The sequence below is a fragment of the Streptomyces sp. NPDC001406 genome, assembly GCF_042895285.1.
GTDB lineage: Bacteria > Actinomycetota > Actinomycetes > Streptomycetales > Streptomycetaceae > Streptomyces.
Map to the genome: position 1 here is coordinate 148,985 of NZ_JBIAWG010000010.1, position 16,306 is coordinate 165,290.

Genomic DNA, 16,306 nt, shown 5'->3' on the forward strand with positions numbered 1-16,306 from the left:
CGACTGCACGGACTTCGGCTCTGGCACAGGGCTGATGCCGTTGTGTGGCCGGCACACAGCCCGCGTCCCGACCACCAACACGTTTTCCAACTGTGTTGGTACTGCCGCGGGCTCTGTGCAGGGCCGTTCACCTGCGTTCATGGGCGGCCAGATCTCCGCGTGATGACGGCTCCAAGTCTCCCTTGAACGGCCGCGAACGAGGCTGAATGAGACGGGAACTGAGACGGTCTGTGGGCAACGCCGGCGCCGTGGTGTGCTGGACGTCCAACATTGACGCAAGGCCACTGCCACCACTTGGGAGCAAGCATGCCGACCACTTCAGAGCTACAGCCAGGGGACATGGTGCTGGTGACTGATGGCCCGTTCGCTCAGAGCACGGGCCCCGTCCGTGCCGTCGATCGGGAGCGGAACCGAGTGGAGCTGATAGTCCAGATCCTCGGAGACGACACCCGCATCGACGTCCCACTCGACGCAGTGGAGAAGGCGCCCGGCTCCTGAACCTCAGCTTGGGAAGCTTGGGTCTAGTGGGCACTACTTCCGTACTGACCTGCGGCGTAACTGGGTCGCGGACATTGGCTGTGCGTCGTTGATTCCCCATTGTTCCCCGTGAGTCCCCGCAGGTTCTGGCACGTGGGCGGGACGGTCGTTGAGGTCGGCTCGGCAGATCACGTGGGTGTTTGGAAACATTGACGGTCGGCTGCGGTCGTGGTGGTTGCTGTACTTTCCTGCTGTACTGCGGTCGGGACCCGGGGCACTCTCCTGCCATACTGCTGGGCACCGCTGTAATTCAGCAGCCGTTGAGTGCCGTCCCTGGGTATCGTCGGCCGCGTGTCTGACGAGTGCTTCGGACACCCACGGCTGGCCGCGATCTACGACCCGCTCGACCCCGATCGCAGCGATCTCGATGCGTACGTCAGGGTCGTGGAGGAGTTCGAGGCGCGCCGGGTGCTCGATATCGGCAGCGGGACAGGTGTCTTCGCTGCGGATGGACAGGTGCTGACCTCGGATTCGACGCTGCGCTTTCGTGAGCGGGAGGAGGTCGAGGCGGACCTGGTCGCGCGGGGCTACGTGGTCGAGGACGTTCGCGATGCGCCCGATTGACCGGGCCGGGAGTTCGTCTTCCTTGCGCGGCGGCCGGCACCGTAACCGAGCGGCCTCTTCGTCTCGAAGCAACCCGAAGGGGGCTTAAGTAGGGGCGAGTGTGTCGCTGACCTGCTGCGATGGTCCGCCGCCGTCCGCGCTTGTCTGGGGCTGTTCGCCAGCGTTGTCACGCAGTTGGACACTCACCACCGTTGGACCGAGCCATACCGAGTGCGCGCCTGCCATAGAAGGTGCTCGGCTCCTGGGCGGCATGCAGTGGCAACTGCGGAGACTTGCGCAGTTGTGCCGTACAACCCTGAAGGGGCTCCAGGGGTCTTGTGGGCAGTCTTGTCTTCCTAGTGGGGGTTGCATCACTGTGCGTGTGCGCAGCATTTCGGCCGTGACGGCGCTCGCGGTCGCTCTCAGTTCTGTCGCCCTGATCGGGTCGGCCGCGGGCCCTGCCGTCGCCGACAGCAGCGCCGCGCTGCCCATCACGTCCAGCGGCGACATTATTGTGGACGGCGTTCACCAGCGGGTCTTCATCAGTGACCCGTCGGGAGGCAAGGTCGTTGCCACCGACTACAACGGCACCGTCATCGGGACGATCACCTCGCTGCCGCAGGCTGACGGCCTGGAGCTTTCCGCCGACTCGGCAACGGTCTACGTCGCCGTGCCGGGAGCCGATGGGATCGTGGCCATCGACACGGCGACGCTCACCGAGGCCGGGCGGTACGCGACGGGTGACGGCACAGATCCGCAGCACCTGGCGCTCGCGGGCGGCAAACTCTGGTTCGGCTATGGCAGCGTCGGTCACGGCAACATCGGCTCTCTCGACCTGTCCGGCGGGCAGCCGCAGGTTTCGCTCGCCCAGGAGTCCGAGGGAACGTGGAAGGACGCTCCCCTGCTGGACTCGGTACCCGGCGCTCCCGACACCCTGGCGGCCGGCTCGCGCCAGTACTACTTCACCCTCGGCATCTATGACGTGTCGTCCGGCACGGCCGGCCGGACCGCGTTCCTCGGCGGGCAGGACGCCGCCATCGGCAACACCGCGGAGGACCTGGCGCTCACCCCGGACGGCACAGAGCTCGTGGTGGCCACCACAGCAGGCGACTTCCAGCAGGTCTTTCGGACCTCGGACCTGTCAGAGACCATCAGGTATCCGAGCAGCTACTGGGAACAACGGTCGGTGGATGTCGCGCCGGATGGCCTCGTCGCGGTGGGCACCGACACTTACGCCTCCTTCGACCTCCCCCATGTGTCCATCTACAAGCCGGGTAGCACGGCCCCGAGGCGGACCGCCAACTTCACCGACTACCAGAATGGAGTCGCCCAGGAGACCCTGCTCGACCACGGCGACCTCGCTTTCGCGCCCGACAGCAGCCGGCTCTTCGCGGTCACACACGGTCTCTCCAGCAGGTACAGCCTGCGCGTCGTCACCGACCCCGGCAAGGCCGTCACCACCGTCACGGCGAACGCCCCGGCGACCGCCGACCGTGCCAAGTCGCTGACCGTCTCCGGCAAGGTCACGAACACGCTCGGGCTGCCCGCGGGGACCACCGTCGCGGTGATCCGGACGGACCTGGAGTCCCCGAACGGCAAGGCGCTCCCGGCCGCGACGGTGAAGACGGACGGGACCTTCTCCTTCACCGACATCCCGCCCGCGGGCGGCAAGGTCACGTACAAGGTCTCCTATGCCGGCGGCGCCGATCGCACGGCTGCCTCCGCCTCGGACACGGTCGAGGTCTCCCGGAACTCCCCGACCCTGACCGTGAACAAGAACGGCAACATCTACGCCTACGCCAGTAACGTGACGTTCACCGCCCACCTCGGCACGACGTACAAGAACCGGACGCTCTCGCTCTACGCGGACACCGCGGGCGACGGCAAGGGCAAGTACCTGGTCAAGACCGGCACGGTCAACAGCGAGGGCAACCTGTCGGTCACCTTGCCCCTGAAGCGCGACACCACGGTGAGCGCGTCCTTCTCCGGCGACGCGCGGACCGCCCCGAAGACGGCCACGAGCTGGGTGGGCGCGAAGGTCAAGGTGTCGCTGAGCCTGAGCCGCTACTACAAGACGGCCACGGTCAACGGGCACACCAAGTACTACTTCCGGAAGACGACCAATCCGCTCCTCACGACCACGATGACGGCCTACCCCGGCCGCTCGCAGAGGCTGCAGTTCCAGATCTACTACGACGGCGCCTGGCGGTCGGCGGGGTCCCAGTACTTCAAGCTCGACTCCACGGGCAAGTCGGTGGTGGAACTGGGCGGCACACACCAGACCGGCTACTCGATGCGCGTGCGGTCGTCCTACATCAACAACTCCTCGAACGACACCGTGAACTCGACCACGCACGGCTCCTGGAAGTACTTCACCTTCACCAGCTGAGGCCGCCCGCCCCCCAAGGCCCGGCGCGTCCGATGACGCGCCGGGCCTTGGCATACATCTTCCTCAGAGGATGCGATAGAGCCGAGTGTCACGCTCAAGGACACGATGGCGCGCGCCGGCCACTCCTCGGAGCGGGCCGCGCTGATGTATCAGCACTCGGATCTCGAGCGGCAGAGGAAAGTGGCGGTCGGGCTGGATCGGATGTCCGAGGGCAGCGCAACGCGACGGCTGACCAGCCGGGCGAGGGGGCATCGGGCGCGAGGCTAAAGCCGTGGAGCCGACCACCTCAGCCACAGAGGGGTTCCCACCTTCGCCCGCATGCACGCAGCGCGCCGCCGGGCGCGGCCAGCCGGGGCGAAGACAGGAGGCAGGCCGCGCCGCAGAGGCGACGCGCGCCCGCGCCGTGCGCGGGCCTTGGCGATGGTAGTTGTAGTAGTCCTCCCACTCACGCAGCTTGTCCCGGAGTCGCGCCCCGCGTCGTGATGGAGATCCTCGGGCACTCCCAGATCAGCATCACCATGGACGTGTACACGCACGTTGTGCAGGACACCCAGCGCGAGGCCATGAGCCACATGGACCGCCTGCTGCGGAGGCGCCCCGGTCGTCAGTGACCGCCCCCGTTGATGTCAACCGTGGATGTCAAAGGCCCCTCACCTACGAAAATTCGTAGGTGAGGGGCCTTTGACCTGGTGCCCCCGGCAGGATTCGAACCTGCGACACCCGCTTTAGGAGAGCGGTGCTCTATCCCCTGAGCTACGAAGGCGGGGATGTGTGGGCAAAGGTGTTGGAAATCCGCCCACATCGGACGAATCCCGACCCCTGAGGGCCCCAGACATCCACAGGGCGCCCCACCAGAGTGGTGCACCGCGCACAGTCTAGCGGTTGCGGCAGCGCACCGAGGCGTCGTGCCCTGCTGTTGTGTGGCCCCGCCGCCCCTGCGTGCCGAGCTCCCGGTATCGGCCGGCGGAGCGTGTCGTGCGGTGAAGTGCACCGACCGGCTTCGTGGCTACCGTGTCCGGCGGGTGATGCCGAGGGCCACGGAGTTCTTGGCCCAGGCGTACCCGATGTAGATGAGCAGAGCGCCGTCGGCTCCGTACGCGGGGATCCGTCGGAGGCGGTGTGTCTCATCCAGGGTGGAGAATCCGGATTCGCTGTCCTGGCGGAACCCGATGAGGCGTTCTCCGGCTTCGGTGCCTGGCGGAATGATTCGGAGGTGCTCGGTCCTGTTGAACCTCATGCGCTTCGTCCTTGGATCCAGCGATCTATCTTCCTGGGTTTCGTACACCGGAATTCTTTCGATGTGGGGACCGTTTCGACAGTGCACCTCCAGGACGTGATAAAAGCGGCTATCTCCTCCATTTCTGTATTCGATCTCCCGAACGGGGATCGGCGTGTATAGAGTTTTCCCTTCCACGGTGATCAGGCGCTCGCAAGCGCGTCCTTCGGCCGCGTACACGTCGTGGGTGCAGCCGGTGGCTTCATAGCGATACTTCTTCAGAGGCTGGGGTCTGAGTCCGTCGTACTGACGCGTGAACACCAGGAATCCCGCTCTGATCAGCTGAGATCGGTGCATTCCGCGCCAGGCTTTGTCGTAGACCAATGTGTGGTTACCGGGGGCGCGTGTGCGAATCTCCATGGCGAGACGGACGGCCACTCTGGCTTCTTCCTGACGGTCCGGATCCAATTCCTTGGATTGGTGCCGAGCGGTGTCCGTGTTGAGAATGATTCGGCTGTGCGGCGAGCATTCGTCGCGGACGGAGAATGAGACGAGTTTGTTGCCGTAGATTTCTCGGTCGCCGCCCTCCAATTGGATGGTGGCGTCCGGATCGACCCGGTGGCGCCGCGGTACCCCGGTCCTCTCGTCGATGGTGAATTCTTCGATCTGGTCCGAGGCGGGCCGTACGACTGTTCCGTCGCCGGTGATGACTTGGCTGCGGTGGGGGCGGACCAGGGTGCCTCGCCGCTTCTTGGCGAGCATTCCCTGCGCGAGGGCCCGGTTGATCCAGGCGTCTCGGCTGGCTTCTCGAAGGTCCTGTAGCGCGTCGAGCATCTTGGGCCTGAAGTCGTGCCAGTGATGGCGCTGAGGACCCCTCTCGGGCAGGCCGTCGGCTGCGGCGTCGCCGCGGTGCTGTCGGACGCCCTCGCGGACGATCTTCCACATGTGCTCGTGCTGAAAGTTGGCACAGGCCATCTCGGCGGTGTCGAAGATCGAGATGGAGGCGAGAAGGATTAGGTAGACGAACGGGGAGTACGCGGGGCGACGGCCTGGCGTTCCTGGAGCGCGTCCGGGGTAGACCTTGTCTGCTACGTCGTACAGGTCAGGGTTGGCGACGAGGAGTTCCAGACGTTCCAGCGCGGGGAGGGGCCGGGCGGAAGGGCCGGGAGGTTCGGGGCGGCTGAAGCTGAAGACGTCCTTGGGCGTCGGGCCCATGACGTAGTCCGGCTTCTTCTTGGTCCTGGGCTTGGGCTTGGAGACGGCGGGGCGTCGTTTCGGCGTCCCCATCAGGCCTCCTTCCCTGATGGTTGCCATTCGTAGCCGGCGAGTTTTGCGGCGCGGTCCAGCGAGGAGAGCCCGAGGCGCAGCGCGACATCCGCGATCTGACCGGTTTCCGAGTGGATCTTCGCAGCGAGCCAGCTGGAGACGTCCCGCGGTGTGGCGGACCGGCCTTCCGGGGCGATTCCGCTGGCGCGTACGACCTCGCCGAAGGCCGTGCACACACTGGACTGCAGTTGGTTTGCGGGGGCGAGACCGTTCGTGGTGAGCGTTTCGGGGCGGTCGCAGCTCGCCTGGTGCTGGACATACTCGACGCGCAGGCGGAGGACCTCCCGGCTCCACGGATCCTCGAGCGGGCAATAACGGGCGGTGATCCGGGCAGCGCCCACCGCCCAGACCCGGGAGTTGTCGAGATCCAGATCGGTAGTGGCGGTCAGGCCGATTTCGCCGGTGTGGAGACCGGACAGGAGCAGCCCGAGTACGGCGGCGTGCCTGGTTTGCGGCATCCCTCGCTCGGCGTAGAAGCGGAGTCGGTCGACGTCGGTGTCGGTCAGGGTGCCGGTGGGCCGCGGTTGCGATCGCGGAATCGGAGGGAGGTCCAAGAGCGGTGCTCGGGTGGTCAGTCCCAGTCTCCGGGCCTCCGCGAACAAGGCGTCGACCGACGAGCGGCGAACCCGGCGGGTACTGTCCGCTGGGCAGGGGACCAACCGGCCTTGACGGTCGTGCCCGGGCGCGTCAATGAAGGCTTGGGCAAGGGTGTCGGTGACGTCATCGAGGCGTTCGAGGCCGAGCGCCAGAGTGAACCGCAGAAGCCTTTCCGAGTTGGTGATGTAGGAGTCCGCCGTCTGCGCGCTGAGTGTCCCGCGCGCGACCTTCTCCTGCCACTGCCGGGCGGCCTGGCGTAGGGCCGCCCGCAGGGTGACGCTACGCACGACCGCCTCCTCGGGGGCCGAATCGACTTCGATGGTGCGTGGGTGTGAGCTGGGGAATCATCGAAACGCATGGGGCACGGCGCGCTGGCGCGCTACCGTGGCTGGTGGCTCTCGCTCTGTGTGAGGGCACGCCAAAGCCCCCTTTCTCGCGGTTGGCGCCGCGATGAGGCTTACGGGGTGACGGTGCAGGGTCCGGAGAGGCGTGATCCTTTGGCCGGGAAGCGCATCTCCGGACCCGAACTCATGACTGGGGCGTCGACTGGCGGCTCCTCATCGACGGGATGAATGCGGACATCTCCCTGCTGGACGCGTAGACGGCGAGCCAGGTCTTCAAGCTCACTCGCCCGAGGTCCGACAGATGCAGGGGTTGATCGAGTTCGACTGTCGGAGCACCCGTGTCGGCCCGGGCGCAAGCGCGTGCGTCGGCGAGGATGCTCAGGACACCGTGGAGTTGTTCATGCAATTTCGCGGCTTCGTCCGGTGTCATGTAGCGCACGTACTTGAGCCAGAGCGGGTCGGTCAGGAGCTGGGCCGGGTCGTCGTCGTAAACGGGGACAGCGTCGTCGTCGTCCGCATCCCCGGCGCTGGGGGAAGTCTGGGCCTGCTCCGTGTCGTCGCCCTGTTCGCCAGGAGGTTCCTCTGCTTGAGCGTGCTTCTCGCCGCGAGCGTGCGACGAGCTGTCGCTTCGCGAGGTGCCTTCGCGTCCTGGTTCGTCATCGCCCGGCCGGCGGCCGGATGATTCCCCAGGAGAGCGGGGTGCCGCGTCTTCATGCCAGCGCACGAAACCGTCGGGCTCCTCGATCAGGAGGCCAGAAAGGATCATCAGCTCCATGAGCTTGTCGACCGACTGGCGGTGCGTTGGGCTGTCCCCGGCGAGCCTCATGAAGCGGGCGTGTACTCCGTCACGCAGTCCAGGGCCCTGGGCCAGCCTGTTCCGCGCGCACTTGGTGAACCATGTCTGATTCAATGCCCTGCGCAGTGCCGCCTTGCCGAGCTCGACGTCCTTCGCCCATGCCTCCGCTACCCGAGTTGCCGAGAGGGTGGCGAGGTACATGCCCCTGCCTTGAGCGTTCGTGACGAGCCCGCAGTACTTGAAGAAGGCCATCGTGAGTCCGATGCGCCCAGCATCCAGACCGAGCTTCGCCTTGACGTCGTGCACCGAGAACGGCTGCGGCAGGACGCCGATCGTGTAGGCGATGGCGATCTGTTCCGACGCGACCACCCGGTACGTGGGCAATTCCCGCAATGGTGCGGTCGTCGCTGTTGATCGCTGACTCGGCATTGCCCCTCCTGTGGCCTCTGCGCACAGACGGGCGCCTGGGCAGCGTAGGGCAGGGCGGTGCAGTGATGCAGAGGAATTGACCACATTGCAGTGCAGGGCAACTCGCAATCCCGGCACGGGGGTTGACCCAGGAGTGGCCCCCTGGTGGCTGACGTGACAGCGAACGCGCATCGCGAGGCGTGAATCCCGCAGGTAGGTGGCCTGACTAGGGCTGGGCGTGGTGGTTGCCCGGTTGCGTCGGCAAGTCATGTGAGTCGCCCCGTGGCGGTCCTGCGGAGGCTTTTGCACAGCAGGGGCCCCAGGGGCATCCCGAGCGGATCGTTGCACCGTTCGCTGTTCGGCTCCATGCGCGTCTTCCCGAGAAATCACACTCCGTTACTTGCTATACAAGTAGCATGTGAGGGCTTGAGGCGCATCCGGGGTGTGTCTCGGTCACACTTGTGCGGTGCCTGGAGGAATCAGACGTGCCAAGAAGCCGAGCAGTTTCGTCATCGACGGCGACTGGCCGCACGCAATGATGGAGCCGCATCGAGGCGCTCTCGTCGCGCAGGCAATAGCCCGCAAGCTCGCTGAGGCGATGGCGGAGCGGGGAATCAGCGCCAATGCCCTCGCGAAGATGAGCGGTGTCAACCGACAGGTCATCACCAACGTGCTCAACGGCACCGTCTGGCCCGACATGCTGACGGTCGTGGACCTCGAGGGTGCGCTGGGCATCTTGCTCTGGCCCGACCACACGCAGTGGAAGATCCCCGAACCGGGTCATCCAGACGATCGTGTCGCACCAGATGGAGAAGCTTCCGGGCCGAGCCGCAAAATCACCGGCCAGGAGGGGCGCTCCCGCGGCGGGGCCTCGCTCTAGGTCCGCGGACGCTGGTCGCCGGTCGTGGCCCCAGTCGGTCTCGACTGGGGCCACGCACCCCTGGTAGGCGCCGATCACTGGGTGACGGCCGCCAGTGCGGCCATACCCGGCGCCTACCTGCTTGTCGGTTCGGCCTCACTCAAGATTCGCAGCGCCCGCGGATGCCCCCGGTGGGCGAGAGCCTTCAGCACCTTGCCCACGGCTCCGTCGACGGTCTCGTGCTCCCAGATCCGTAAGGGCACCCACCCGAGGCGGACGAGGTGGGCATCGGTGTCCGCGTCCCGGCGGACGTTGTGCTCGAGCTTCTCCCGCCACCACTCCCCGTTGTGCACCGGAGCGTGCAGGTGCTGGGGACACGCGTGCCAGAAACAGCCCTGGACGAATACCACGGTCCGCCATCTGGCGAAGGTCAGGTCCGAACGTCGACGGCGCATGCCCGGAAGCGGCAGGTCCACGCGGTAACGGAAACCCAGTCCGTGCAGCGCCCGCCGCAACGCCATCTCAGGTGCGGTGTCCCGGCTACCTTGCGCCAGCATCAGGCGCCGTGCGTTCGCGTCCCTTGGCGCAGGCACTCCCGCACGGCGCACTCCATCTCTCATGCATGCGCCAACTCCTGCACTGCTGAATTCGTCACCAGCCTGCACCGTGCGCGAGATGGACTTGGCTCGCTCTTCGACGGAGGGCACTGCGCTGCGGACGCCCGAGGACCGCACGAACGAGCACGGGAAGATCCACCTTCGACCGGAAGGTCACGGCCGGCCGGAACCCAGGGCGGATTCCGCATCTCGCCCGCCCCAGCCGTCGGGGGTGCGCCAGAGGACGTGGACGCCGAAGACTGCGTGCAAGGTGTCGGCCGACCACTCCTCGGCGGGCGGTTCGGACAGGACGAGGTAGAGGCGGTCGGCGGCAGTCGGCAGCGTGTGGTTGACCTCCATGAGACGGGTGGCGCCCGCCCGGAGGTCGGCGTACGTGGAGCGACCGGCTCCGAGAACCTCGTAAAGGAAGTGGCCGTCGTCGGCGATGCGGCTGACATCGATGACCGGGGACTCGGTCGGCTCCAGGTCAGCCCAGAGCAGGTCCGCCATCAGGGTGTGGCGCACCGCCTCGTGCTTCTTGCACGTGCGGTCGGCGGCCGCCTCGGTCTCCAGTGTGTCCAGAAGGCCCTTCGCCGGCGCTGCCGGCGCGGTGGACAAGTCTTCGACGGACGTCATGGGCTCAGCTTTCTCCCGTACGGGCTGCTGGATGGTTGAGGTGGGTGCAGTCTCGATTTCCGGTTCGAGCGAGGCACTCAGGCGACCTCGCAAAGTCTCGCGGGCCTCGAGCAGGGGCTGGGCCCAACCGGCGCGTGCCAAGTCCTCTTGGAGTCGGTTCACGTCCAGGTTGTCGTCCTTGACCGTGCGGTTGGTGTTCGCCGCGAGGTCGCGCAGGAGGCTCAGGCGGTGCTTGTCCGGGGATCCGAGCACACGCCGCACGTCCACCCAGTCCGCCTGGTCACGGCGGAGGACCCGGTTGGCCATGCCCTTGAGCTCGGAGAGACGTTCGCGGGCATTCTCCGGAACAGTGCCGTCACCACTGGTCAGCTCATCCAGAACGTCGAGCGCGGCCACATAGCGTTGGACCATCCTGGACGAGATGGGCTGCCGTCCGCGCTGGTCTGTGGTGAGCAGACAGTGGTTCTTCTCGTGCGCGAACACCCAGCAGTCCAGTTCCAGGTCGGGACGTGGGGGAGCCGAGCCGTGGCGGACAGCCAGAACCAATGAGACGTTGACTGCGGGAGACAGGGCCTTGACCCGGTAGCGACCGCCCGGGCCCGGGCCGAGCACTCGGACGCGGATGTCGGTACCGATCTCGGGGACGTCGCCGTCTGTCGTGTCTGGCCCGGCTTGGGCGTGCATGGGCTCGGTCGTGTTGTCGGTGCTCGTGAGAGCCTCCGGGAGCGGAGAAGTGTGCAGGACGGTCAGGCTCTGCGTGCTGCGGGTGAGGGCGACGTAGAGCTGGCGCAGGCCGGCCGGGCCGCGGTTCGCGATGGTGGCGGGTTCGACGACGAGGACGTGGTCGTACTCCATGCCCTTGGCCTGGGCGGCGGCCAGGACGGAGACGGCCTCACGCCGTTGGTCGGTCATGCCGGCGGCCACATCGAGGTGGCGACTGATCTCGTCGAGCCAGCCGGAGTCGTCGGGGACGATGACGGCCACGGAGCGCAAAGTATCGCCGTCGCTGGTGCCGAGGAGTCGGGTGGCTTGGGCGACGGCGTCGTCGAGTAGCTTCCACGGCTCGGTCGCCAGTGTCCGGACGGCGTCCTCGCCGACTTCGCGTACGGCCTGCGGATAGGGCAGCGCTGGGGCGACCCTGCGGGCCAGGGGCGCGACGTATTCCATGATTTCCGCAGGTACGCGGTAGCTGGTGTTCAGCTCTGCGACCCGCCAGTCGCCGTGGTCGGAAAGGAGGGTGCCGAGCCGGTCCCAGTCGGTGTAGGCGTGGGGTCCCGTGGCTTGGGCGAGATCGCCGAGAACGGTCATGGAGCCGTTCACCGCGGAGCGTCTGCGCAGGGAGCGGGCCTGCATTGGCGCCAGGTCCTGGGCCTCGTCGACGACGATGTGCCCGTAGCGTTGAGGGGTCTCCCCGGTGATGAGGTACCGCAGTTCTTCGAGGCACACTTGGTCGTCGAGGGTCCAACGCTCGTCGTCGGCCTTGTCAGCCCTGGGGCGGTGAAGGGCTTCCTGTTCGTCGGCGTCGAGGATGCCGTCGGCGCAGGTGTGCAGGAGGTCTCGGGAGTCGTAGAGGCTCCGGAGGGCCTCCCTGGCGCCCGGCGACTGCCAGACGCGTTCCATCAGGCGCTCGACTTGGCGGTTGCGTTCCAGGTCGCGGCGGATCGTGTCGCCGTGGCTGCGCCGCGGGGCGACTGCGACCAGTTCCTGCAGCAGGCGGTCGACGAGCAGGCTACGGAAGCGGTCCCGGCGTTCACGGTAGGCGCCGTTGCCTTCGCGTACCTCTTCAAGTAGGGCGAGAACCTCGGAGCGCGGGATGCGGAGGGTGGAGCTGCCAGCGGTGACGGTGAGCTCTGGTTCGGCGTCCTTGTAAGAGGGGGTGGTGGTGAACTCGTCGATCGCCTCGGGGTGGCACTCCTGCTCGACGCGCCGACGCAGGACGGCCGCCATGCGTTCGTCGGACTTGACGAGTCGCGCCTGCGGTGTGTCGATACCCAGGACCTCTCCGTCCCACAGACGGGTCATCTGCACTGCGTTGACGTTTCGGGTACCGAGAGTGGGCAGGACTTGACTTACGTAGTCAAGGAAGCGCTGGTGGGGGCCGACGACGAGGATGTCCTGTGCTGTGAAGTGCTCGTTGTTGACGAGCCATGTCACGCGGTGCAAGCCGACCGCGGACTTGCCGGTACCCGGCCCTCCCTGCACGACGAGGATGTCGGAGGGGGACCCGGTGACCAAGGCCATCTGGTCGCGACGGATGGTTTCGACGATGTCCCGCATGCCGCCCCTGCGGGAGCGCCGGAGCTCCCGCAGGAGGAAGTCGTCGGGCGACAGGGGCTTCTGACGGTGGAGACGGGCGACATCGGCGGGAGTGAGGACCGGTGGCCGCGCCGCCCCCGACTGCTGTACGACGTCGGCGGTGTCTGCCGCCACAGCCTGCGGATCCGCGTCGTCCGCCGCCGGTCGCGGGGCCCGGACGGCGACGGAGATCTCGTCGACGTAGTCTTCGACCACGCGCTGCGAGCAGCGGAGCTGTCGCCGCAGGAGGACCGCGCCGGGGGCGCCGGGCAGGGCCTCGGACCACTTCCGGGCCTGTTCGGTGGTCCACAGCACGACGACGGTGTCGCGGGTGCTGACATCGGAAACGGCACGCCGGCCGATGTACCAGGTTTCGGGCTTCCCATCGGGCCCGTCCTGGACATCCACGCGGCTGACGACCAGCGAAGCGTTGCCGAGACCGCCGTAAGCCGCAGCCTTTTCTTCGGTATCGATCCGGTTGGCGACGCTGTCCTTGCCACTGGCGGAGGCCGAGGCGACCGACCCGCCAGTCAGTTCGGCCAGCCGCTCGGCGTAGCAGTTGTAGGCGCGGTCCACTGCCTTCTGCTCCACCGCGATGATCTCGCCGCGTGTGGTGGTGCTCACATGCATCCCCTCCCCTGCGGCACCCAGAGAGGTGCCGCGCCGGGCATATGCCCGGCCCCAGCGAAAGAACTATCAGACACAGGGATCGGTTGTTGACGAGTAGTCAGGGAGCCAACTCCTGCACCAGTTCGTAGACCTCAGTCCGCCATCCGCGGACCTGGTCGCGGGTGGGACCTATCTCGTACTGGTGGTAGTGGCACCCCAGGCAGAGGTGCGACCAGACGGCGCCCGTCCGGCGGGCGGTCTCCGCCGCCGTGTAGCACCGCAGGCAGAGCATCTTGGCCCGCATGGTGGTGCCGGCGAGCCCCGGCACCGCAGCATCGAGGGTGCGGTCGACGGCGATCTCCAGGGCCGTCCGCAGCGCGAGGGCGGCTCCGCGGTGACGGCCGGTCGACGTGGCTCCGACACGGAGACCGGAAAGCAACCGGTCGGCCGTCGACAGGAGCTCTTCGACGGAGGTGCCCGAGATGCTCATCACGCGGTCACCTCCGGCTTGCGCACCTTCTGCGCGAGGTCCTTGATCTCGTCCACGAAGCGGTGAGGGTCGGTGATCCGTGCCCCGGGGGCGTGGGCGCCGCTCTGGCACTGCTTGAGGAGGTCCACCGCACGCGGTCCGCAGCGGGCGCGCAGTTCCCGGTAGACGTCGTCGGTCCGCTCGATGTCGCCGAAGAGGGCCAGCGCGGCGACCTTCATGAGCTTGTCGGCGTCGGTCACGGCGGCTTGGAGCGCGTGCTCGGGGCCACCGGAGCGGTGGTGCCGGATCCAGGCGGCCTCGATGAAGGCGTTTTCCAGGGCGATTCGGCACAGACTGGGCAGCACATGGGTCCGTGCCGCCTCCGGCAGGTCCGCGGTGCTGGCGAGGGCTCTGGCGTCGTCGAGTGCCTGCCGCACCGGGTCGGTCACCGATCTGACCTTCACCTTGGACGACTCGCCCCGCTCGACCTCGAACACCGTCACCGGCAGTTCCTGGCTGGTGAACGCGCGCTGGAGCCGGGTGTCGTGGGTGAACACGACGACCTGCCGGCACTCGCCGAGTTCGTGCAGGACCTGGGCGAGTCCGTTGACCTTGGCGGGGTCCATGGACTGTACGGGGTCGTCGATCACGACGAAGCCGAACGGGCTGTCGGCGGCGGCGGCCCGGGGCAGGAACAGGGACAGCGCGAGGGAGTGCTGTTCCCCCTGGCTCATGACGCTGAGCGCCGAGGCCTTCTCGCCGTCGACGGAGACGTCCATGACGAGCTTGCGGACGACGGCCTTCTCGCTTCCTTGCAGGGCCACAGTCTTCAGGTCGACGTTGCTCTCCTGTCGAAGCCGCTCCCAGACCCGCTGCGAGTGGCTGGTGAAGCCCTCCATGCGCTGTTCCCGCAGCTCGGTGGAGAGCGCCTTCAGCCAGGCACGGGCCTTCTTGACGTGGCTCAGCCGGGGCTTGCCCTCTTCCGCCGTACGGGCCCTCCGCACCCAGCCCGCAAGACGGGTGACCAGCTGGCGCCAGCGCTCGTCACGCTTCTCCAGCTCCCTGGCGGCGTTCTCCTTCACCGCGGCGCAGGCACCGGCCAGGGTCACCGCGGCCTCGTAGGCGCGTCCGACGAGCTCGCCCGGGTCACTGATCGTCTGACAGGCGAGCCAGGCCTCCCACGGATCGGTCAGGGCGGCAGGGACCCGCTGGGGCTTCTGGACGAGGCGCTGCACCGCCAGCGCAGCCGACCGCAGTTCGCTGTGGGCGTCCTCGGCGGCCTTCGCCTCCTGCCGGAGTACGGCGATCTGGGCGCTGGCACGAGCGGCCCACGCCTCGTCGAGGAGCAGGTCCGCCCCACACACGGGGCAGCCCTCCTCATCGGGGTGGCGGTTGCTGTGGTCCAGGGCCTTCTCAAGGAGGTCGGCGCGCTGGAGGGCGTCCTCGGCACCGGTCATGCGTACGTCTTCGACGCCGGCGAGCGCCTCGCGCAGCCTCTCCACTGCTGCGCCTACCTGCTCCATGTCGGGTCCCCGCAAGTCGACCGCGGCGCGCAGTTCGGCGAGAAGGCCGTCGTCGGCTGCAGGCAGGCCGGCCACCAGCGCCTCGAGGGCCTCGAAGTCGGGGCGCCCCGTGGTGTCCATGGCCACGAGCGCCTGTATCGCACGGTCGTCGTCCTCCAGCGAGTAGAGCCCCTCCTTGAGCTCCAGTACCTCGTCCTTGGCCGCCTTGACCGCGTCGTTGAGTTCCTTCTCCTGCTGCCGGAGTCGGTCGTCGGCAGCGCTGATGTGACCCAGGCCGAGGATCGTGGCGATGGCGTCGTACATCTGGGAGGGCTTGCCACTGATCATGCGGCCGAGATCTACGTACGACAGGAAGGGGCGGTAGTCCGTCAGGGCCTGCTTCCAGTCCGCCTGGTCTACGGGGATGCGGCCGTGTCCCGGCCGCCTGAGCTCGCCCTCGGTGTCGCCGAAGTCCTCGCCCTTCCAGGTGCGAGTGAGCGTGCTCCGGCCAGTGTCGCCTTCGACGGCGAGCTTGACCTCGATCTCCGGCTTGGTGCCGTCGTGAAGATTGCGCCAGTTGCTCGTTCGCGTCGCGTCCTGCCCCTGCCAGCGCATGTTCGTGCCGGTGAAGGCCGTCTCGATGGCCTCGGCGATGCTGGACTTGCCGGAGCCGTTGCGGCCCACCACGAGGGTGACGCCGGGCCGGGGGCTGAGGTTCAGCCAGGCGCGGGGGCCGATACCGCGGAACCCGGAGACGGAGACGGAGTCGAGGTAGATGCGGCCGACGGTGGACCGCTCGTGGGTCGCACCGTCACCCAAGGCTTCCTGCAGGAGTTCCTTCACCGGCTCGCTGAGCGTCGCCCGGGCCAGGCGGGCCTTCACCTGCTCGGCGACGGGCGCCGGCCGAAGGGTCAAGTCCGGTGAGGTAGGAGCGGCGGAATGGTGGGTGTGCTGCCTTTGCGGTTCCGTCGGGGTCATGAGGTGTCTCCAGGTTCCGGTGCTGGTGCGGAGGAGAGGTTGGGACACCGGCGCTCGGTCGAGTGGATCGTGGCTCCTGCGGCCGATATGCCGACGAGACGAAACCGTAGGAGCGATGGGGTCATGGTGACGTCGCGCGACGTGATAACCCTGGTTATCAAGTGGGGGGATCACTGAAGAGTTCGTGGAGCCACCCGGAGAATCGT

11 protein-coding genes, 1 tRNA gene and 1 pseudogene are annotated in these 16,306 nt (G+C 67.4%); 5 read left to right on the forward strand and 8 right to left on the reverse strand.

Features of this window, described 5'->3' with window-relative positions; translation table 11 throughout:
• The first annotated feature begins 306 nt into the window (after positions 1 to 306).
• The 4 genes and pseudogenes from ACFY1J_RS24800 to ACFY1J_RS24815 form a co-directional block, all read left to right on the forward strand.
• Positions 307 to 498 carry a KOW motif-containing protein gene (locus tag ACFY1J_RS24800; RefSeq protein ID WP_390709820.1) on the forward strand — a complete coding sequence of 64 codons (192 nt, stop codon included), beginning with the start codon at positions 307 to 309 and terminating at the stop codon, positions 496 to 498.
• Between the two features lie 330 nt (positions 499 to 828).
• Complete coding sequence (locus ACFY1J_RS24805) at positions 829 to 1,101, forward strand: hypothetical protein (protein ID WP_390709821.1); 273 nt, start codon at positions 829 to 831, stop codon at positions 1,099 to 1,101.
• Positions 1,102 to 1,462: 361 nt separating this feature from the next.
• Positions 1,463 to 3,469, forward strand: a complete 2,007-nt coding sequence (locus ACFY1J_RS24810) for a YncE family protein (RefSeq protein WP_390731937.1) — start codon at positions 1,463 to 1,465, stop codon at positions 3,467 to 3,469.
• Positions 3,470 to 3,930: 461 nt separating this feature from the next.
• Positions 3,931 to 4,080, forward strand: a pseudogene (locus ACFY1J_RS24815) (site-specific integrase); the annotation flags it as partial.
• A 76-nt stretch (positions 4,081 to 4,156) separates the two neighbouring features.
• On the opposite strand, the gene ACFY1J_RS24820 reads toward ACFY1J_RS24815, so the two are convergent.
• The 4 genes from ACFY1J_RS24820 to ACFY1J_RS24835 form a co-directional block, all read right to left on the reverse strand.
• Positions 4,157 to 4,232, reverse strand: a tRNA-Arg gene (locus ACFY1J_RS24820).
• A 243-nt stretch (positions 4,233 to 4,475) separates the two neighbouring features.
• Entirely contained in the window at positions 4,476 to 5,972 is a 1,497-nt protein-coding gene (locus ACFY1J_RS24825; protein ID WP_390731938.1) for a hypothetical protein, read from the reverse strand.
• Complete coding sequence (locus ACFY1J_RS24830; protein ID WP_390731939.1) at positions 5,972 to 6,895, reverse strand: hypothetical protein; 924 nt, start codon at positions 6,893 to 6,895, stop codon at positions 5,972 to 5,974. The genes ACFY1J_RS24825 and ACFY1J_RS24830 overlap by 1 nt, the downstream gene beginning before the upstream one ends.
• 241 nt (positions 6,896 to 7,136) lie before the next feature.
• Complete coding sequence (locus ACFY1J_RS24835) at positions 7,137 to 8,177, reverse strand: hypothetical protein (RefSeq protein WP_390731940.1); 1,041 nt, start codon at positions 8,175 to 8,177, stop codon at positions 7,137 to 7,139.
• A gap of 445 nt (positions 8,178 to 8,622) precedes the next feature.
• Between ACFY1J_RS24835 and ACFY1J_RS24840 the strand changes: the two genes are divergently transcribed.
• Positions 8,623 to 9,036: a helix-turn-helix domain-containing protein gene (locus ACFY1J_RS24840; protein ID WP_390731941.1), complete on the forward strand. Its 414-nt coding sequence runs from the start codon at positions 8,623 to 8,625 to the stop codon at positions 9,034 to 9,036.
• 113 nt (positions 9,037 to 9,149) lie between these two features.
• Here ACFY1J_RS24840 and ACFY1J_RS24845 read toward each other — a convergent pair whose 3' ends face one another.
• From ACFY1J_RS24845 to ACFY1J_RS24860, 4 genes are all read right to left on the reverse strand, one after another.
• Positions 9,150 to 9,635, reverse strand: coding sequence for a very short patch repair endonuclease (locus tag ACFY1J_RS24845; RefSeq protein WP_390731942.1), 486 nt, complete (start codon positions 9,633 to 9,635; stop codon positions 9,150 to 9,152).
• A gap of 150 nt (positions 9,636 to 9,785) precedes the next feature.
• On the reverse strand, positions 9,786 to 13,172 hold the full coding sequence (locus ACFY1J_RS24850; protein WP_390731943.1) for an AAA family ATPase: 3,387 nt from the start codon (positions 13,170 to 13,172) through the stop codon (positions 9,786 to 9,788).
• A 97-nt stretch (positions 13,173 to 13,269) separates the two neighbouring features.
• Entirely contained in the window at positions 13,270 to 13,641 is a 372-nt protein-coding gene (locus tag ACFY1J_RS24855) for a hypothetical protein (protein ID WP_390731944.1), read from the reverse strand.
• The gene (locus tag ACFY1J_RS24860) at positions 13,641 to 16,037 is read right to left on the reverse strand and encodes an AAA family ATPase (RefSeq protein WP_390731945.1); all 2,397 of its coding nucleotides are present in this window, start codon (positions 16,035 to 16,037) and stop codon (positions 13,641 to 13,643) included. The genes ACFY1J_RS24855 and ACFY1J_RS24860 overlap by 1 nt, the downstream gene beginning before the upstream one ends.
• Between the last annotated feature and the right edge of the window lie 269 nt (positions 16,038 to 16,306).